This is a genomic window from Eisenbergiella tayi, assembly GCF_001881565.1.
Taxonomy (GTDB): Bacteria; Bacillota; Clostridia; order Lachnospirales; family Lachnospiraceae; genus Eisenbergiella; species Eisenbergiella tayi.
This window is the reverse complement of record NZ_MPDJ01000001.1, coordinates 285056-305174: the sequence shown is the minus strand read 5'-3', so window position 1 is coordinate 305174 and position 20119 is coordinate 285056. Positions and strand designations below refer to the sequence as shown.

General features: G+C 46.9%; 16 protein-coding genes and 1 riboswitch. Of the genes, 12 read left to right on the top strand and 4 right to left on the bottom strand.

The annotated features are described in order from the left end of the window. The first annotated feature begins 79 nt into the window (after window positions 1-79). From guaB to BLA28_RS01240, 3 genes are all read left to right on the top strand, one after another. On the top strand, window positions 80-1534 hold the full coding sequence (guaB, locus tag BLA28_RS01250) for an IMP dehydrogenase (RefSeq protein ID WP_009254436.1): 1455 nt from the start codon (window positions 80-82) through the stop codon (window positions 1532-1534). A gap of 171 nt (window positions 1535-1705) precedes the next feature. Further along, window positions 1706-3397 (top strand): AAA family ATPase, encoded by a 1692-nt coding sequence (locus BLA28_RS01245; protein WP_069155726.1) that lies wholly within the window; start codon window positions 1706-1708, stop codon window positions 3395-3397. A 14-nt stretch (window positions 3398-3411) separates the two neighbouring features. Continuing rightward, window positions 3412-4023, top strand: coding sequence for a sugar O-acetyltransferase (locus BLA28_RS01240; protein ID WP_069155725.1), 612 nt, complete (start codon window positions 3412-3414; stop codon window positions 4021-4023). Window positions 4024-4084: 61 nt separating this feature from the next. Here BLA28_RS01240 and BLA28_RS01235 read toward each other — a convergent pair whose 3' ends face one another. Further along, the gene (locus BLA28_RS01235) at window positions 4085-4684 is read right to left on the bottom strand and encodes a histidine phosphatase family protein (protein ID WP_069156557.1); all 600 of its coding nucleotides are present in this window, start codon (window positions 4682-4684) and stop codon (window positions 4085-4087) included. A gap of 664 nt (window positions 4685-5348) precedes the next feature. Between BLA28_RS01235 and BLA28_RS01230 the strand changes: the two genes are divergently transcribed. The 6 genes from BLA28_RS01230 to BLA28_RS01205 all read left to right on the top strand — a co-directional run bounded on the left by BLA28_RS01230 (window position 5349) and on the right by BLA28_RS01205 (window position 11912). Then, window positions 5349-5933, top strand: coding sequence for a TetR/AcrR family transcriptional regulator (locus BLA28_RS01230; protein WP_009254430.1), 585 nt, complete (start codon window positions 5349-5351; stop codon window positions 5931-5933). Window positions 5934-6079: 146 nt separating this feature from the next. After that, complete coding sequence (locus tag BLA28_RS01225) at window positions 6080-6820, top strand: transglycosylase domain-containing protein (protein ID WP_069155724.1); 741 nt, start codon at window positions 6080-6082, stop codon at window positions 6818-6820. Then, on the top strand, window positions 6813-7508 hold the full coding sequence (locus BLA28_RS01220; RefSeq protein ID WP_069155723.1) for a response regulator transcription factor: 696 nt from the start codon (window positions 6813-6815) through the stop codon (window positions 7506-7508). Before BLA28_RS01225 ends, BLA28_RS01220 begins: the two co-directional genes overlap by 8 nt. Before the next feature lie 61 nt (window positions 7509-7569). Further along, window positions 7570-8673, top strand: a complete 1104-nt coding sequence (locus tag BLA28_RS01215) for a sensor histidine kinase (protein ID WP_069156556.1) — start codon at window positions 7570-7572, stop codon at window positions 8671-8673. A gap of 138 nt (window positions 8674-8811) precedes the next feature. Then, a complete protein-coding gene (locus tag BLA28_RS01210; RefSeq protein ID WP_009254425.1) occupies window positions 8812-9489 on the top strand; it encodes an ABC transporter ATP-binding protein in 678 nt (225 codons plus the stop codon). Between the two features lie 2 nt (window positions 9490-9491). Further along, window positions 9492-11912, top strand: a complete 2421-nt coding sequence (locus BLA28_RS01205) for an ABC transporter permease (protein WP_069155722.1) — start codon at window positions 9492-9494, stop codon at window positions 11910-11912. A gap of 26 nt (window positions 11913-11938) precedes the next feature. Here the strand turns inward: BLA28_RS01205 and BLA28_RS01200 are convergent, their stop codons facing one another. After that, on the bottom strand, window positions 11939-13369 hold the full coding sequence (locus tag BLA28_RS01200; RefSeq protein ID WP_069155721.1) for a hypothetical protein: 1431 nt from the start codon (window positions 13367-13369) through the stop codon (window positions 11939-11941). Window positions 13370-13576: 207 nt separating this feature from the next. Further along, window positions 13577-13655: riboswitch (ZMP/ZTP riboswitch) on the top strand. Window positions 13656-13771: 116 nt separating this feature from the next. Between BLA28_RS01200 and BLA28_RS01195 the strand changes: the two genes are divergently transcribed. Together BLA28_RS01195 and BLA28_RS01190 are read left to right on the top strand one after the other, a co-directional pair. After that, window positions 13772-14485, top strand: coding sequence for an IMP cyclohydrolase (locus BLA28_RS01195; RefSeq protein WP_009254422.1), 714 nt, complete (start codon window positions 13772-13774; stop codon window positions 14483-14485). A 19-nt stretch (window positions 14486-14504) separates the two neighbouring features. Then, a complete protein-coding gene (locus tag BLA28_RS01190; RefSeq protein ID WP_069155720.1) occupies window positions 14505-15683 on the top strand; it encodes a phosphoribosylaminoimidazolecarboxamide formyltransferase in 1179 nt (392 codons plus the stop codon). Window positions 15684-15748: 65 nt separating this feature from the next. On the opposite strand, the gene BLA28_RS01185 is transcribed toward BLA28_RS01190, so the two are convergent. Further along, complete coding sequence (locus tag BLA28_RS01185) at window positions 15749-16639, bottom strand: hypothetical protein (protein ID WP_069155719.1); 891 nt, start codon at window positions 16637-16639, stop codon at window positions 15749-15751. A gap of 485 nt (window positions 16640-17124) precedes the next feature. Next, window positions 17125-18066: a DUF975 family protein gene (locus BLA28_RS01180; RefSeq protein ID WP_069155718.1), complete on the bottom strand. Its 942-nt coding sequence runs from the start codon at window positions 18064-18066 to the stop codon at window positions 17125-17127. Between the two features lie 361 nt (window positions 18067-18427). On the opposite strand from BLA28_RS01180, the gene BLA28_RS01175 reads away from it, so the two are divergent. Beyond that, complete coding sequence (locus BLA28_RS01175; protein ID WP_069156555.1) at window positions 18428-20098, top strand: glutamine--tRNA ligase/YqeY domain fusion protein; 1671 nt, start codon at window positions 18428-18430, stop codon at window positions 20096-20098. Window positions 20099-20119: the final 21 nt, after the last annotated feature.

The following is a 20119-nucleotide window of genomic DNA, read 5'->3' as shown; positions in this document are numbered from 1 at the left end:
ATATTCACATTTTTTTGAACTTTGTCCGTTCCCCACGGACAGAAATCCAATCATTCAAATGAAAACAGGAGGAGAAGAAATGGGTCAGATTATTGGTGACGGCATTACCTTTGACGATGTGCTGCTTGTTCCGGCATATTCCCAGGTAATTCCGAACCAGGTTGACTTGACAACCTGGCTGACGAAGAAAATCAAACTGAACATTCCGATGATGAGTGCAGGAATGGATACCGTAACTGAACACAGAATGGCAATTGCCATGGCAAGGCAGGGCGGTATTGGCATTATCCACAAGAATATGTCTATCGAAGCGCAGGCAGAGGAAGTTGATAAAGTTAAGCGTTCAGAAAATGGAGTTATCACCGATCCGTTCTCTCTTTCCCCTGAACATACGCTTGAGGATGCAGATAATCTGATGGCGAAATTCCGTATTTCCGGTGTCCCGATTACTGAGGGACGTAAGTTGGTTGGCATCATAACCAACCGCGATCTTAAATTCGAGACTGATTTTTCCAAGAAAATCAAAGAATCTATGACTTCCGAAGGACTGATTACAGCCAAGGAAGGAATCACTCTGGATGAAGCAAAGAAAATCCTTGCCAAAGCCAGAAAAGAAAAACTCCCTATTGTTGATGACAATTTTAATCTGGTGGGCCTGATCACCATTAAGGATATTGAAAAAACCATTAAGTACCCGCTTTCCGCAAAGGATGAGCAGGGACGCCTTCTGTGCGGCGCAGGCGTGGGTATTACCGCTAATGTACTGGATCGCGTAGGCGCCCTGGTGGATGCAAAGGTTGATGTTGTTGTACTGGATTCCGCCCATGGACATTCCGAGAACGTACTCAGATGCCTGCGCATGATCAAAGAGAAATATCCCGATCTGCAGGTGATCGCAGGAAATGTGGCGACAGGCGCCGCTACAAGAGATCTGATAGAGGCAGGAGCGGATGCGGTTAAGGTTGGCATCGGCCCCGGATCCATCTGTACAACCCGCGTGGTTGCCGGTATCGGTGTCCCTCAGGTTACAGCCATTATGGACTGCTATGCAGTAGCAAAGGAATATGGCATTCCGATTATTGCAGACGGCGGAATTAAATATTCCGGAGATATGACGAAGGCCATCGCTGCCGGAGGCAGTGTTTGTATGATGGGCAGTATCTTTGCAGGCTGCGATGAAAGCCCGGGAACCTTTGAACTGTATCAGGGACGTAAATATAAAGTATACCGCGGCATGGGATCCATCGCTGCCATGGAAAACGGCAGCAAGGATCGCTATTTCCAGAACGATGCCAAGAAGCTTGTTCCGGAAGGTGTGGAAGGCCGTGTGGCATACAAGGGAACCGTGGAAGACACTGTCTTCCAGCTGATGGGCGGTTTACGTTCCGGCATGGGCTACTGCGGAACCCAGACCGTTGATGAATTGAAGGAAAACGGCAGATTTATCAAGATTTCCGCCGCATCCTTGAAGGAAAGCCATCCCCATGACATTCATATAACCAAGGAAGCGCCTAACTATAGTGTGGACGAGTAACAGCGTGAATGCGCTTCCTTTAAAAAAGCTGTCCAAAAGCCTTTCGGGGTTTTTGCGGCAGCTTTTTTGGATAATAAAAATAAGACGTCTGAAGAGTCAGGTGGCGGAAACAAAATATACATGATAAAATAATATTGTAAATTTATGTGTATTTGCCGAAGGAGAATAATTATGAAAAAAAAATTACCCATCGGAATAGAAGACTTTAAAGAAATTATCGAAAAAGATTGTTACTATGTAGATAAAACTTTATTTATTAAGGAACTTCTGGATAACAGCAGCAAGGTACGGCTGTTTACCAGGCCCCGGCGCTTTGGAAAAACATTGGCTCTCAGCATGCTTCGGTATTATTTTGAAAAAGAAATTACAGTGGAAGGAAAGGCCGGGTATAACAGCAGGCTGTTTCGGGGACTTAAGATTTTGGATGCCGGAGAATCCTATCTCAGCCATATGGGGCAATATCCGGTAATAAGCCTGTCATTAAAATCGGCGAAACAGCCATCTTTTGAAATGGCCTATGCCAGCATCCTCGATGAACTTGCCTTAGAGTTTGACAGACATAAGAGCGTGCTTTACAGCGACGAACTCAGTGAAGACGAGAAGGCCTTGTTCGAAAGATTCATTAAAAGACAAGCTTCCGAATGGGAGAACTTTAAAGCCTTGAAATTTCTTTCCAAATGTCTGCAGAAAGTATATCAGAAGAACGCCATAATTTTATTGGATGAATATGATGTGCCGCTGGAAAATGCATGGTTCCGCGGATTCTATGAACAGATGACGTTTTTTATCAGATCGCTGTTTGAGTCTGCCCTGAAAACAAATCCCAGCCTGGAATTTGCAGTGATAACAGGTTGCCTTAGAATCAGTAAAGAAAGTATTTTTACCGGATTGAATAACCTGGAAATCATATCTGTTTTAAGCAGCAGGTATTCGGAACACTTTGGCTTCACTGTTCCGGAGGTCGGGAATATGCTTTACTTTTATGATATAGAAGAAAAAAAAGAAGAAGTGAAGAGATGGTATGATGGTTATTTCTTTGGAAATACAGAAGTGTATAATCCATGGAGTATGATTAATTATGTGAACGAGGCTGTAAGCAATATCAATTCGCTGCCACGGCCGTATTGGGCAAATACATCATCTAATGGGATTATACGAGATATGATTGAGCATGCGGACAACAGTATAAAATTGGAACTGGAAAATCTGATTGCGGGAGAATGTATTGAAAAACCAGTGCATGAAGATATCACTTATGAAGAAATACATGAGTCGGAGGATAATCTTTGGAATTTTCTTTTCTTTACAGGTTATTTAAAAAAAGTCAGAGAGCATATGCAGGCGGATACGGTCTATATTACGCTGGCAATTCCTAATGCAGAAGTAAAATATATATACCGTAATACCATTATGGAGTGGTTTGACGGTCAAATCCGTCTGAAAGATTTTTCTGCATTATACAAGGCGCTGCTGAATAAAGATATTGCGTTAATAGAAAGAGAACTTTCAAAAAGTCTGATGGAGACGGTCAGTTTCTTTGATTATAAAGAAGATTATTACCATGGTTTTATCGCTGGGTTAGTTAAAATGATGGAAGGTTATATTGTCGAATCCAACCGGGAAAGCGGTATGGGGAGAAGCGATATTATTATCCGTTCGGCGCCGTATGAAGGGATAGCAATTATTATTGAAACAAAGGTAGCAGATTCCTATGGACAGCTGGAAGAAAAAGCATTCCAGGCGCTGGCGCAGATAGAAGAGAAACAGTATGATGCCGGACTGCGTTCAGAAGGCTATCACACATTTATAAAATATGGGATTGCTTTCTTTAAAAAGCTTTGCAGGGTTCATGTGAATGAATAAGAAGGAGAAAAGGTATGGATTTAAAAGAAGTAAAGGAACGGATGCAGAACGGAAAACTGTATTTTCCCACAGACGAGGCCCTGTTGAGCGAACAGGCAGAATATATGGAGATCTTATATGATTTCAATAATACCCGCCCGTCGGAAGGGGAAAAGAGGGCGGAACTTTTAAAAAAGCTTCTTGGCGGAGTCGGCAAAAACTGCTATGTGGAGCCGCCTCTTCATGCTAACTGGGGATGCAATACCTATATGGGGGATGATGTATACGCCAATTTCAATCTGACCCTGGTGGATGATGTGAAGATAACCATCGGAAACCATGTCATGTTCGCACCGAACGTAACCATATCAGCTGCCGGCCATCCCGTGGAGCCGGGACTTCGTTACAGACAGGCCCAGTATAACCTGCCGGTTACCATAGGAGACAATGTCTGGATAGGCGCAGGTACGGTGATACTGCCGGGAGTGACCATCGGGGAAAATACGGTGATAGGCGCCGGGAGTATTGTGACCAGAAGCATTCCCGCCAATGTGGTGGCCTATGGAAATCCATGCAGAGTAATAAGGGAAATCGGAGAACGGGATCGAAAATATTATTACCGGGATCTGGAGATTGATTTGGAATAAATCTTACCGGCCCGGACAGATGAAATTTTCCTGATTTCCTAAAGGAAGAAAGGCTCCCGGCTCAGGTCAGGAGCCTTTCTCCCTTTATCTGGACAATACCTGTATTATTCAATTTATAATGGGAAACCATCTGGTTAAAAGGCGTATTGTTCAGATAGGCCATGAGCGACATAATAACCGCGCTGTGGGTAACCAGCACTATGGAATGAGAAGAGGAACCGGAACCAACGGCTTCAGCTTCCTCTTCCACCAGGCTGCGCAGAGAAGGAAGCAGTCTGTCCAGCAGATCCTGATAGGATTCGCCCATTGGTGTCTTCTGGTATCTTCTGTTTTCATACCATGCGGTGAATTCTTCAGGATACTGTTCCTCAACCTGTGTCCAGGTCAGGCCTTCCCACAAACCGAAATTAATTTCTTCCAGCCCGTCTCTGACAATACATTCCGTATTCAGCTTTTCCGATACGATCCGGGCGGTCTGGCAGGCTCTTTTCAGCGGGCTTGTAAAAATGCGTTCCGGCCTGATCCGGTTGGTTTCCAGCTGCCGGGCCAGCCGGACAGCCTGTATCCGTCCATTTTCATTCAAATCGGTATCCGTACTGCCCTGAATCCGTTTCTGTACATTCCAGTCCGTTTCTCCATGTCTTGTAAATAAAAGGTTCATAATATAACTCTCCTGTTTATAACGATACAAATCTTTTGCCTGCTTGGCACAGTGCTGCATGAATATCACAGCAGCGAGCCGCTGTTCCCGTGCAGTATTCTTCACGGCCCGCCGGTCCGGCAGGAGCTGAGACATTATATATTTTAGCACAGCCCGCGAGATAAATCCACGGAGAAAGGTCACAGGGGTGCAGATAAAAAATATTGGCGCTGCCTCTGCCCTGCCTTCCGCCTGCGTGTCTCCCCTGGCCAGTGCCCGGTGATACTCCGCGGTCCTCCCTGTGCGGCCGCTGCCCTGCAAGGTTCCTGTGCAGGCAAACGACTTTTAGTCGTTTTTGCTCTCGCTCGGATAAATGCGCAGCGGTACTAAGGCTGCAAAGAACGCAGCCTAAGGACCGGCGTATTTATACGGCCTTTACAGGAATCCTTGCAGGGCAGCGGCCGCACAGGGAGGACCGCGGGGTATCACCGGGCACTGGCCAGGGGAGACACGCAGGCGGAAGGCAGGGCAGAGGCAGCGCCAATATTTTTTATCTGCACCCGGTCACAGGATTGGCATGGCTGAATCACGGCGGATATGCTATGATAAGAAGAGAAGCATTATGATTCATTTTAATATATTTACATGTTTTTATTGCGCTGCGGTGCGCAGACAGGAGCAGCAAATGAAATCGAAGGGGAAGGATTACAGGACACGGGTAACGAAAATGCTTATCCGTAAGGCCTTCACTGATATGCTGAAGGAAAAACCCATTCAAAGCATAACAATAAAAGAACTCTGTGAGACGGCAGGAATCAACAGAGGAACCTTTTATTCCCATTATTCGGATATCTATGACCTGTTGGAAAAAATGGAAGAGGAAATGATGGCTGATTTTATAAAAGCGCTGGAACCTCTTCTGGAAACGGATAAAGAAGATTTGACACCGGTAAAAATTACAACCGGTATTTTCCGCTGTCTGAAAGAAAATGCGGATATTTGCACCGTTACTCTGGGAGACTATGGGGATAAAGATTTCGCGCTCCGCCTGATTAATCTGGGAAGGGAAAAATGTGTGGAAACCTATTCACGCTATTTCGGCTCGGCAACTCCTAAGCAGATTGAGTTTTTTTATGCATTTGTCAGCGCCGGCTGTATCGGCCTGCTCCAGAAATGGCTTGCAGAGGGTATGGTCAGCAGCCCTGAGGAGATTGCGGCGATGGCGGAGAATATCATGATGTATGGCATGGGAGCGCTGGAGCGCGCCTGAAAATTTAAAAAAATTTAATAATACCTTAGTAAGAAATATAAGGATTCTGTGTTATACTTTTCAATAATTCAGGCCGGGCCTGAAGGCGGGTCTGTGTTATTCCCGCCATGATTTTGACTGACGGATACAGGTTAAGGAGCAGCATAATGAGATTTATTAAAAAGTTTATAATAACCCTTATTGTTATTCTCCTGTTGGGGGCAGGTGCGGCAGGCGGGCGTCTGCTCTGGCAGGGTTATCAGATATATCAGGAAGTCATTGACGGGGAGCCTCTTTCGGATAAGGTGGAGGAAATCCGTTCCAAACCCAAATATACGCCGCTTTCACAGCTGCCGGATACTTATAAGAATGCGGTGGTGGCTGTGGAGGACAAACGTTTCTATAAGCATGGCGGCATTGATTTGATTTCCACTGGCAGGGCGGTATTTATTAACCTGAAGGAAAAGAAGCTGGCTGAAGGGGGAAGCTCCATTACGCAGCAGCTGGCAAAAAACATGTATTTTTCCCAGGAAAAAACGTTCCTGAGGAAGGTGGCCGAGCTGTTTGTCGCTTTTGAACTGGAGAAAAATTATACGAAGGATGAGATTTTGGAGCTGTATGTGAATACCATCTATTTTGGCAGCGGCTATTATTGTGTCTATGATGCGGCGCAGGGTTATTTTGAGAAGGAACCGGAACAGATGAATGATTATGAAAGCACGCTTCTGGCCGGGATTCCCAATGCGCCTTCTGTATACGCACTGACCAACCGGCCGGAGCTGGCGGTCCAGAGGCAGCGGACAGTGGTGGAATGTATGGTGGAACAGAAATATCTGACCAGGGAAGAAGCGGATCGTATTTTGCAGGAAGGAGAGCAGATTCAGCAGGCGGGACAAAATAATGAATAGGGTATTGATAGTGGAAGATGATACACTGCTGAATACCACTCTTGCCTATCATCTGCAGGGAAGGGGAATGGGGACGGAATCGGCGTTCTGCTGCAGAGAGGCCAGGGAAAAGCTGGGGGTCTTAAGATATGATTTGGTCATTCTGGACGTAAACCTTCCGGATGGCGACGGCTTTACCCTCTGTAAACAGATTCAGCAGGAATGGAAAACGGCAGTGATTTTCCTCACGGCCAATGATCTGGAAAAGGATGTGCTTAAGGGATATGATTTGGGAGCGGCGGACTATGTGACCAAACCCTTTTCCATACAGATTTTCCTGAAAAAGACGGAAAGGCTTATGCAGCTGATTTCACCAGCAAAAGAAAGGGCAGAGGACGGTTATGAGGATGAAGCGCTTCGGATCGGCCTGGAGAGTATGTCCGCTTCCTATTGCGGCAGGGATATTCCGTTTACTCCGCTGGAATACCGGCTTCTGGGCATTTTTATCCATAATCCGGGAATTGTCCTTACGAGACAGAAGCTGTTGGAAAGATTGTGGGACGATCAGGGGAATTTTGTGGATGAACATACACTGACAACGGTTATCAGCCGGATGAGAGGCAAGCTGGAAGGCAGCCATCCTTATATTAAAACTGTCTACGGGATGGGATACCTGTGGAATGCAAAAAGCGGGCGGAGTGACGGCTGAGACAGGCGGGAAAGGGAAAGACGGACGGAATATGCAGGGACAAATATCGCAGGGGAAAATGCTGCAGAGACAGATTTTACCTGAAAGACGCTCCTTCTTCAGGAAGCGGGGCAGAACAATAATCGGAACGGGAATGCTTCTGGCGGCCATAGCGGCAGTCGGAGGCTTTTTTGCAGTTACAGGGGAGATTGGGGCGTTGGCGGCAGGCGGCAGCGTTCTTGTTTTGGCTGCTGTCTGGACGGCGGTGATGTACTTCCTTGAAAAAAAGGAACTGGAAGGGTTTATGGCGGATGTCGGAAGACTGCTGGATACCATGGAGGGCATATGGAATCAAGAGGAGGAAATATGTCCTGTGGAGAAGTTCCGTGAAATAACCGGCCTGGAGGAGGAAACGCTTCTGTCCAGGCTGGGCGGCAGGTTTTGCCGGCTTTATGAGATGATGGATAATGCCAGAACGAACACACAGGAGGACAGGAAAAAATTACAGTCCCTGGTTTCTGATATCTCCCATCAGGTCAGGACTCCTGTGACCAATCTTAAAATGATCGAAGCGGCGCTGACGGAGCCAGCAGGGGATCAGGAGATGACAGCGGAAAAAAGAAGGGAATTCCTTGAGGCTATGAATTCTCAGGTGGAGAAGCTGAATTTTCTCATGCAGGCGCTGGTAAAGACTTCCCGTCTGGAAAACGGCCTGATAACACTTCATAAACAAAAAGGGTTACTGTATGAAACGCTGGCGAAAGCCCTGGGAGGCATTTTATTCTCCACGGAGGCAAAGAAAATAGAGGTGGAAGCCATTTGTCCGGAGGAACTGCAGCTTCCCCACGATAAGAAATGGACGGCGGAGGCCATATTCAATCTTCTGGATAATGCTGTGAAATATACTCCGTCCGGAGGAAAAATCCGGGTGGAGGCAGTCCCTCAGGAAATGTACACCCGGATTGATGTTTCCGATACGGGCAAAGGAATCAGGGAAGAACATCAGGCCGCTGTTTTCCGGCGTTTTTACAGAGAGGAAGAGGTGGCGGGGATACCCGGGCTTGGAATAGGGCTGTATCTTACCCGCGAAATCATTTCCCAGCAGGGCGGTTATATCAGGCTTACCTCCTCCGAAGGAGAAGGCTCGGTATTTTCCGTCTATTTATTAAATAAGGAATTCAGATAAGCTTTGGTATTTCTTTCTGTTTCTGTGACTTTTCTGCAACAATTCCATAGTAGACTAAATGCAAATGAAAAACGTAACCTTTCAGAATTATAAATGGTTACGGATTAAAACAAATAAGCAAACAGGGAAGGAGCAGAAATGACAATTTTGCAGACAGCGGATTTAAAAAAATATTATGGACAGGGCACCAATCTTACAAAGGCATTGGATGGAGTAGATCTGTCGGTGGAGCAGGGGGAATTCCTGGCGGTGGTGGGGACCAGCGGCAGCGGAAAATCTACCCTGCTTCATATGATGGGCGGCCTGGATACGCCTACCTCGGGCAGTATAAAGGTGCGGGGAAAGGAACTTGCGGAAATGAATGATGAGCAGCTCACTATTTTCCGCAGGAGGAATATCGGATTTGTATTCCAGAGCTATAATCTTGTGCCTATATTAAATGTATATGAAAATATTGCGCTGCCTGTGGAGCTGGACGGGGAAGCGGTGGATTTGGCGCTGTTTGACCGGATCGTGGATATCCTGTCTTTGAAGGAAAAGCTGGACAGCATGCCCAATCAGCTGTCAGGCGGACAGCAGCAGCGGGTGGCAATAGCCAGGGCGCTGATTACCAAGCCCGCCATTGTGCTTGCGGATGAGCCTACAGGAAATCTGGACAGCCGTACCAGCGCGGATGTGCTGGGGCTTTTGAAAATGACCAGCGAGGAATTCCATCAGACCGTGGTGATGATAACCCATAATAACGAGATCGCCCAGCTTTCCCATCGGATTGTGCGGATTGAAGACGGCAGAATCGTCGGAAAAGCGGAGGTGTAGGTATGTTAAAGAACCTGAATGCGGGCATCATCCGGAGGCTGGCGGCAAACGGCCTGAAATCGGATAAAAAAAGGAATCTTTTTCTCATTATCACCATCGCCTTCAGTGCCTGCCTCATGCTGACGCTGTCTCTGAAAATACTCGGGGAAAATACCAAGGTGAATAGATATATGCGGGGGAGGTACCAGACTGTTTTCAATGATCTGTCGGAGCAGGAGATCCGGGAGCTCCGGGAAAGGCCGGAGGTAGAGGCTTCCGGCAGGAAAAAGGGTCTGTGTACACCGCGGATAAAGGACTATACCCTGAATGTGGAGTATGCCGATCAATCGGCGGCAAGCCTGCTGACCTACGGGAATATAACGGGTAGCTGGCCGGAGGCAGAGGAAGAGGTGGCGGTGGAGGAAGCATACCTGGAACATCTGGGCCTTCCTGCCGTGCCCGGACAGATACTCCCGTTGGATCTGGGAGACGGGAGTGTCAGGGATTATACGGTCAGCGGCGTACTGATGGGTGAAAATGAAACCCGGGTATACAAGGTCATAGTCTCAGAAGCCTATATGCAGGCTGTTTTTGACGGGAATCCCAGATACGATATGTATATCCGCCTTAAGGATACGGAAAATGACAATATGGAAATCCTTAAGGATAAGGTCCGGGCATTTGCTGCAGCTAACGGGGTGGCAGAGAATAAGGTATTTTACAGTTCCACTTATTTCAGCCTGGGAGAGGATCTTCCCATAGAAAAAATATTGGCAATCCTGTTTTGCTGTGTCCTCATTGTCATAGCCACATCACTGGTGATTTACAGCCTTTTCTATATCTCCGTCATTGCCAAAACACAGGAATACGGCAGGCTCCGGGTTATCGGAACGACGAAGAAGCAGATCCGAAGGCTGGTGAGGAAGGAAGGCATGTTTCTGTCGGGAATAGCCATTCCTGCAGGCCTTGTGCTGGGCTGCATCCTGGGCTTCCTGCTTGTGCCCGAAGGATGGAAATGGTCCATATCCCTGCTTTTTGTTATAGTGATAGGGGTGATAACCGAAGCGGCTGTCATGATTTCCATACGTACGCCGGTGAAAATCGCTTCCTCTGTTTCTCCTGTTGAGGCCGTACGGATCAGTGCAGCAGAAGAGAATCGAAAAACAGGAAAAAGAAAACGCAGGAAAATGACACCTTTAAACCTGGCCATCCTGAATTTTTCCAGAAATAAAAGAAAAGCGGTTCTTACCCTTACCTCTCTGGGATTTACAGGTATCCTGCTGATGTGCGCCGCCGCATATCTGAGTTCTGTGGATGCGGATGCCATGTCCAGATCCGGTTTTGGGCTCGGCTGCGCCCACCTGGAACTGGAGCAGTCGGATGCCGGCAGCAGTACGGACGAAGAGGGACGTACGGATTATTATACAAGAATACAGCAGAATAATCCTCTGGATGAAAAGCTGCTTGAGGCAGTAAAACAGATAGACGGCGTAACGGATGTGCTTATATTTAAAGGCTGCAAGTCGGATATGATTTTTCCCGAAATGAACGATTATGCAAGAGCGAATCCGGAGGAGCTTTCTTTCCGTAATATCGGACTTACCAGAGAGCAGATGGAAGCCTATAGCGGATATCTTACGGAAGGAACTATGGATTACGATACTCTGGTGCAGAACAATGGCATTCTGATAGCCGATTCGGATAACTTGATAGGACGTTATTATGGGTATACCGCGAAGCTTGGAGACAGGATACAGATAAAGACAGACAGCGGCGATACGGCGGAATTCCAGGTGATGGGGGTCCTGAGAGGCCTTAGACTTGGCATCGATGTGCCCTTCTTTTATATGCCGGATGCCTGTCTGCCCCTTTTAAAGTCCACGGTGACTAATTTTAATACACATTTCATGCTGGTGGGCGATCAGGAAAACGAAGAAAAGATAGAAGAGGCTGTTATCGGTCAGATGGAAGAATGGAATGATGTGGAAATCACCTTTCTGAGTGATCTCAGACGGCAGATGATCGTTATGCTGGATCAGATGAAGCTTCCGCTGTATGGACTGGTAGGATTCATAGCCATCTTCGGCCTTCTGAATCTGATAAATACGCTGCTCACCAATGTGGTGACGAGACGTCAGGAATTCGGAATCCTGCAGTCTGTGGGAATGAGCGGAAAGCAGCTTTCCGCCATGCTGAAAGCGGAATGCTTCCTGTATGTGTCAGGAACATTGTTCCTTACCCTTACTTTGGGCACGCTTGCCGCCTGGATTTTGTGCAGGGTATTTGACCAGTTGGGAACCTTCGGGAAGCTGGTATTCCATTTTCCCTTCCTGCCCATTTTTATATTCACAGCCCTGCTTCTGGTGATTCAGGTATTTTTCTCCCTGTGGGCGGTGAATTACTGCGGAAAGGAATCTCTGGTACAGAGGATTAAAACGGAGTAGGCTGCCCGGAAGAGAAGGCGGGAGGCTCAGCCTCCCGTATAATAAGGAACGACTACAAAGAAAACGGAATAAAGAAGTGCTGCAGCGGTGAAGAAAATCAGCAGGCCCATGAGGATGGCCGGGATTTTTTCAGCCAGGCTGCGGCATTTTATTTTATCGGCCAGTTCCTGAAGAAGGAAACAGGCTTTGCGCAGTCCCAAAGTGACGAAATACATAAAGGCCGGAAGCATGGGCATCAGATATCGTCCCTGGGGCTGGAAATCCCAGGTATAGGAATAATAGACGCACAGGAAGATGGGGATCGCGCAGGCCAGAACCATACAGCCGTTGAAAAAGAAACGGCGTTTTTGATCCTGCCAGGACAGATACAATCCGCGGCCTGCAGGTATCATACAGACCAGAAGGCCGATAATGAAAATCCGATAATAGGTTTCATAAATATAGTAGTGTGTAGGCAGGCTCATGGGACCGAACATGGCCACAAAGCTTCTGGCAAGCAGGGTGAAATAATCCGTCCCGAATACCATGGCAAAGACACCAATTCCCTGATTCTGATAGGTCTGTCTTAAAAGAGGGTGGAAATCCGGCGTACAGGTGGAAGCCACGCAGAGATTGCGGGCGTTCATTCCCAGAAAATCCCCATGATAAAGGAATGCATTGCGGATAAACCACCAGCCTGCGCCTATCAGAAACAGAACGGTGATGAACAGGCCGGCGCGCAGCAAGGGCCTCCAGTCCATATAATACCGGTCCACAGGAGAGGCCGTCCCGTCCCGGGTAATCGTCCCTGCCAATACCTTTCCCACAAAACAGCTGATAAAAAGTATGACGGTTACCAGCACCGCGCCGTAGGCATTGTAATAGGATAACGCACACAGGATAACGCCCACTGCCGTCTGAATACAGCGAGAACGGTTAAAGCCGTTTTTCATCCCGTCAAGAACGGCGGTAAACATGAGAATGACGGAAAAGACAGCGCAGGAATCCGTATTGATATAGGTATGCAGAAAAAGGCTCTGGGGAAGAAAGACCACCAGGCAGGAAAAAAGCCATTGAGTCATTGTTTCCGTGAACAGCAGCCTGGAAAGCCTTCTGGTGAGAACCGCGGCGGCCATCCCGAAGAATACATTTACCAACCGGGCGGCTATGAGAAGGACATCAAAACGATCGGTGAAAAGATTCACCGTGCGCAGAAGATAACCCTCCAGTATGTAAGTGAGCATGGGCTGAAAGGCATAGGAGCCTCCGTAACCGGGAATCAGCACAGCCGGATCATCTCCCCTGGGAAGATATCCGTTTTCATAAATGAAACGGACCACACGGAAACGGTTGATTTCATCAGGACCTTCCCCGAATGGCTGAAGAAATACAAAGATCATCATGCAGAGAAAAGCCAGGGAAAGGAAAAGGATTTCATGGAAAAGCTCGTTTTTATAAAAACGACGTATTTTAGTCATATATTGCTCCTGTTAATAAATGAGTCCTTAGTTGAGGGATGATGCTGTTTCATAAAACATAAATTTATTATAATCGAATTACCTCTAAATTTCCACAAAAATACTTGTCAGAGGAAATCGGATGGGATATACTGTCAGTACAGGGCATTTTGCCTATGAATTTACGTGAAGGCGGGTACCGTTCGGTTTTGAGGGTATCCGACTTGATGCAGTACATGCGACTGGCGGATTGGTGGAGCACCACAGGGAGCATGTATGAAGAAAGCCGGTCGCCTGGGTACCCGTATGTGAGTAACCAGGCGGTTTTTTTGTTTTCTAATCTATTTATCGAAAACAAAAGCGGGGAAGCTCCTGAAAGGACATTTACGAAAGAGGCCGCCAAGCGGCAGAATGGAGGAAGCAATGAAATTACTGTCTCTGGAAGAAGAATTGAAAAGCAACGCCTATCCCGGAAGAGGGATTGTGCTGGGGAGGACTCCCGATGGGAAAAAAGCGGTAGCCGCTTATTTTATCATGGGAAGAAGCTCCAACAGCCGCAACCGGATCTTTGCAGTGGATGGAGAAGGAATCCGCACACAGGCATTCGATGAATCCAAGCTGGAGGATCCCAGCCTCATCATTTATGCGCCTGTAAGGGTTCTGGGCAATAAAACGATTGTGACCAACGGAGACCAGACAGATACCATTTATGAAGGCATGGACAAACAGATGACCTTTGAACAGTCCTTAAGATGCCGGGAATTTGAGCCGGACGGCCCCAATTATACCCCCCGTATTTCCGGGATCATGCACATCGAAAATGGCGGTTACAATTTTGCCATGTCTATTTTAAAAAGTGATGACGGATGCCCGGATTCCTGCAATCGTTTTACCTACGCTTATGAAAATCCGGCTGCTGGAAAAGGACGTTTTATCCATACATATATGCATGACGGAAATCCCCTTCCCAGCTTTGAGGGAGAACCTAAAATGGTGGAAATCAAAGGGGAAATCGATGAGTTTACCGATATGCTCTGGAACAGCCTGAATGAAGAAAATAAGGTGTCCCTGTTCGTGCGCTATATCGATATCGAAGACGGAACCTTTGAAACAAGAATCGTAAATAAAAACAAATAGGAAAACAGGAGAGAAAGAAATGAATGAAATTCAGTTAAAATATGGCTGCAACCCGAATCAGAAGCCTTCCCGCATTTATATGGAGGATGGAAGCGAACTTCCGGTTTCCGTACTGAACGGCAAGCCGGGTTATATCAATTTCCTGGATGCGTTAAACGGCTGGCAGCTGGTTAAGGAACTGAAGGAGGCCACAGGCCTTCCCGCGGCGACCTCTTTTAAGCATGTATCACCTGCCGGCGCGGCGGTGGGGCTGCCTCTGTCGGATACGCTGGCAAAGATTTACTGGGTGGATGATCTGGGAGAGCTTTCTCCTCTGGCATGTGCCTATGCGAGGGCCAGAGGTGCGGACCGTATGTCTTCCTTCGGCGATTTCATTTCCCTTTCCGATGTTTGTGATGCAGATACTGCCAGACTGATCAAAAGAGAGGTATCCGATGGCGTGATCGCTCCCGGATATACGGACGAAGCCCTGGAAATCCTGAAACAGAAGAAAAAAGGAAATTACAATGTAATTCAGATTGATCCTTCCTATCAGCCTGCTCCGCTGGAGAGAAAACAGGTATATGGAATCACCTTTGAGCAGGGAAGAAATGAACTGCGTGTTGACGAGGCGCTTCTTTCCAATATTGTAACGGAAAATAAGGATATCCCGGCTGAGACGCTGATTGATATGAAGATCGCTCTTATCACCCTGAAATATACCCAGTCCAATTCCGTCTGCTATGTAAAGGACGGACAGGCCATAGGTATCGGAGCGGGGCAGCAGTCCAGAATCCATTGTACACGTCTTGCGGGAAGCAAGGCGGATAACTGGTTCCTGCGTCAGTCACCTCAGGTGCTTTCCCTTCAGTTTGCGGACGGACTGGGACGTGCGGACAGGGATAACGCTATTGACGTATATATGAGTGATGATTATATGGATGTTCTTGCGGACGGCGTTTGGGAGAGAACCTTCAAGGTGAAGCCTCCTGTTTTTACAAGGGAAGAGAGAAAAGAGTGGCTGGATAAACTGGAAGATGTAACTCTGGGATCCGATGCCTTCTTCCCCTTCTTTGACAACATCGACCGCGCCCGCAGAAGCGGTGTGAAATATATCGTACAGCCCGGCGGATCCGTACGGGATGATGCGGTTATCGATGCCTGCAACAGATATGGGATGGCAATGGTGTTTACCGGAATTCGTCTGTTCCATCATTAATTAGCCAGACGGAAAAAAGAGTACAGTCTGCGGCCGGAAGTCCGCAGGCTGTTTCTTTTGCATAATCATCTGACCGGCAGGAATTTTTCCATATATTTTTCGGCTTCTTTTCTGCTGAGACTGAATTTTTCCTTAAGCTTTTTAATTATATGATCTTTGGAAAAGCCTTCTTCCATTAGTATTTCCACAGTCTGTTCAATCCCTTGCTCCAGTCCTTTCTTGACCCCATCATCAAATATCATTTGTCCCAATTTGGTCATCGCGATTCTCTCCTTTACTCTGTTTATTCCATCCCCCGATAAAAATTTATCAGCCAGGACATAAAGAACTGCCTGCATTTTTTCCATTTCCAGTTCCGACAAAGCGGCTCCGGCTTCCTGGATCATAGTGATGCTCTCTGTAATCCGCTCCTCAATATCCATGCTTCCCGACATCAATGGGGCCAAAAGCAGGGGTGTAAGATCTTCTTTTGTCAGAGGTTCACCCAGAGCTTTCTTCTTTTTCAGCCGTTCAAAAAGAAGATCGGAATTCCGGTTTTTCAGACGGATAACCTTTACCCGGTATGTATTGATCCCTTCCGTCAATTCTGATTTCAGGCGCTTTACCTGAGAGGAACAGATAACGTAGGTCACCACGGCAACCCCAAAGGTTCTGCTTACCGCCGCTTCGTATTCACGGAAACGCCGCAGATCCTTGGTGGTAAGGGAATCGCTTTCAAATTCCAGATGCACCCAGCTTCCGTCTTCCATGGCATAATTGAAATCCTGGAACATCTGCCGGCTTTCCAGTTTGACAGCTTCTGTCGGGGCGATATACTTTATCACCCCCTTCACGCCCAACAGGGGCAGTAATTCCCCTCCGAAGAACTGGGCAGCTGTTTTCAAAGCCAGATCTTCCTGGTGGAAATTCTGCTTTTGACTCTGCCTGCCGGCGTCTGCTTTTTTGTGTTTTTTCACACAGCCTCCTATTCCGTAAGCTGTATGTAAAATCCTGTCTTTAGTATAATTATAACCGGAAATCTGACATCGGGCAACCGTATCTTACTGCAATTATATTTATTAATAATTGAACGGTAATATAAAATGGAAATGAATATTTGAATGGTACTTTGTCCGAAAAGGACAGAATATTTGATTTGATGGTTGAAAACCAGAAAAGATGATTCCGGTTCCGGCGATAGGCTTTTACACACAATTCCGGCTGCCGATGTATTGTAAAGTATATCACAGAGAAGGGTGAATGCCAAGTTAAATATTGATAAAATCTGTTCATTAAAGGATTTAAGTTTTGGAACTTATTAATGTGGGTAAATAACAGGATTATATCATGGAATTAAATTTCAGCCGGAAATCTAAAAACAGAAATCCTTTCATTAAGAAGAGTTCTCTTCTCAAGGAAAGGATTTCTGATTAAGCCCTGTTACATTATTTGCCTATTAAAATTACTGTGGATTCGGGTTATCGTTTTGCTGATTATCAGGAGTATAGCCCTGTTGGGTACCGCCCTGCTGGAAATTAGGATCATAGCCCTGCTGAGTACCGCCCTGCTGGAAGTTAGGATCATAACCCTGCTGGTAAGGGTTGCCGAAGCCCTGCTGGCCGTAATTCTGCTGCTGTCCATAGCCCTGCTGCTGGCCGCCGGCCTGCTGGTAACCGCCGGGCTGATAACCATTCTGCTGATAACCGCCATAGCCTGCGCCGTACTGCTGCTGATAGCTTCCGCCGTATTTCAGGCTGTTATAGAAAGCCGCATTGGTAATTTCCACATAAGGGGTAACATAAAGTCCGGCGATACCGCAGGTAACACCCGCCAGGAGATACCAGAGAATGAAGGAAAGATCCAACACAAATTTATCCATCTTATGTCCGTACATCATGGCCTTGCTCTCATTGATGCATTCCATAATGCCTTTATCCGGATTTTCCGCAAATATGTAAACTGCCTGGGAATAACGGTACATGGCAATGATTCCGGGAACCCACAGAAGCAGTGACCATGCAAATACGAAGAAGCCCATAACAATACTCAGGCCCCAGATTTTCAGACAATATCTGGCATAGGCAAACAAATCGTTGATGCCTGCCGGCTGCCGGTTGATGACACGCAGAGTATATGCGGTAAAGCCCATACTGAGAAATCCGGTTACCAGAGTGGAAACGAGGGACAGCAGGATGGACGGTATCATCATTCCTGCGTAAATAGCGGCTGCAGCATCCGGATTTGATACCAGAGTGGTAAAAACACTGGAAACACCGGACATCATGGAAATAACAAAACTGATTGCCGCGAGAATTACCATGTAAACAAGGGCAACAAGTACGGGATGGGGATTAGCCTGCTGCATGGCAGCTTTGGCATCCATTTTCAATTGCACACGATCCATATCAAGTATCCTCCTCAAAAAGAATGTAATCTGGTTTTTTGAAATATGGAAGTATTATAACACTATAAAGGAAGATACGCCATAATGAAACGGAAATTTTAAAATAATTAAAATTTAATCATATTTACGATTGTAAAAATGCGGCAGATAAATCTCGCAGGTGGCCGTTAGCCGGATTCGGACAAAAAGCCTAAAAAACAGGGGTTTCCCGTATTTTTTCTTTGCGTATTCCGAATACTTGTGATAAGATAGTTTTTATTAATAAAGTAAGGTTCAAGGAGGGAGAACCCGCCTGATATGAATAAACCGGGAGCTCGCACAGGATATGTGCAGGAGAGCTGAGGAAGGCGGGAAAAAGAGCATGAGTGAGATAAGCAAGAATTTTATTGAACAGATTATTGATAAAGATCTGGCCGAGGGTGTATATGATACAGTGCATACCCGTTTCCCGCCGGAGCCCAATGGCTATCTGCATATCGGACATGCCAAGAGCATTCTTTTAAACTCCGGTCTTGCAAGGGAATACGGCGGAAAGTTCAACCTTCGTTTTGACGATACCAATCCGACCAAGGAAAAGCAGGAATTTGTGGAATCGATCAAAGAGGATGTGAAGTGGCTGGGCGCCGATTGGGAGGACAGGCTTTTCTTTGCCTCCAATTATTTTGAGCAGATGTACGAAGCGGCTGTAAAGCTTATCAGGAAAGGAAAGGCTTATGTATCGGACCTTTCGGCAGAGCAGATCCGCGAGTACAGAGGGACGTTGACGGAACCCGGAAAAGAGGATCCCGGAAGCGCAAGAAGCGTGGAAGAGAATCTGGAATTATTTGAAAAAATGAAGGAGGGCGTATATGCCGACGGGGAAAAGGTCCTGCGCGCCAGAATTGACATGACCTCTCCGAATATGAATATGCGTGATCCGGTCATTTACCGTGTGGCCCATATGAGCCATCATAATACGGGAGATACCTGGTGCATATATCCCATGTATGATTTTGCCCATCCGATCGAAGATGCCATCGAAGGAATCACTCATTCCATCTGTACGCTGGAATTTGAAGATCACAGGCCTTTATACGACTGGGTGGTGAGGGAACTGGAATATCCCCGTCCTCCCAAGCAGATAGAGTTTGCCAAAATGTATCTTACCAATGTGGTAACCGGAAAGCGTTATATCAAGAGGCTGGTGGAAGAAGGTATTGTGGACGGCTGGGATGATCCCCGTCTGGTATCTGTGGCAGCCCTTAGAAGAAGAGGCTTTACGCCGGAATCCATTCAGATGTTTGTGGATCTCTGCGGTGTATCCAAGAGTAATTCCTCTGTTGATTATGCAATGCTGGAATATTGTATCAGAGAGGATCTGAAGCTGAAGAGATCCCGGGTGATGGCGGTTATCGATCCCATTAAGCTGGTGATTGACAACTATCCCGACGGACAGATCGAGATGCTGGAGGCGCCCAACAACCTGGAAAATGAGGAACTGGGAAGCCGTCAGATACCTTTCGGAAGGGAACTCTATATTGAAAGGGAAGACTTTATGGAAGAGCCTCCCAGAAAATATTTCCGTCTGTTCCCCGGCAATGAAGTACGCCTGATGAATGCTTATTTCGTTACCTGCACCGGTTTTGAAAAGGATGCGGACGGCAATGTGACCGTGGTTCACTGCACCTACGATCCGGAAACCAAATCCGGAAGCGGCTTCAATGCCCGCAAGGTAAAAGGAACCATACACTGGGTATGTGCAAGTGAGGCCTTTAAGGCGCAGGTCCGCCTGTATGAAAATATTATCGATGAAGAAAAGGGCGTTTATAACGAGGACGGCAGCCTGAACCTGAATCCCAATTCCCTGGTGGTGAAAGAGTGCTACCTGGAACCCTCTCTGAAAGAGGCGTCCGCCTTTGAAAGCTTCCAGTTTGTAAGACAGGGCTTTTTCTGTGTGGACTATAAGGATTCCAAGCCCGGTGCGCCGGTTTTCAACCGTGTTGTTTCTTTAAAGAGTTCATTTAAGCTGCCCAAGGCAGAGGTGACAGGGTAATAGTTCAGGCTTGCCTGAACT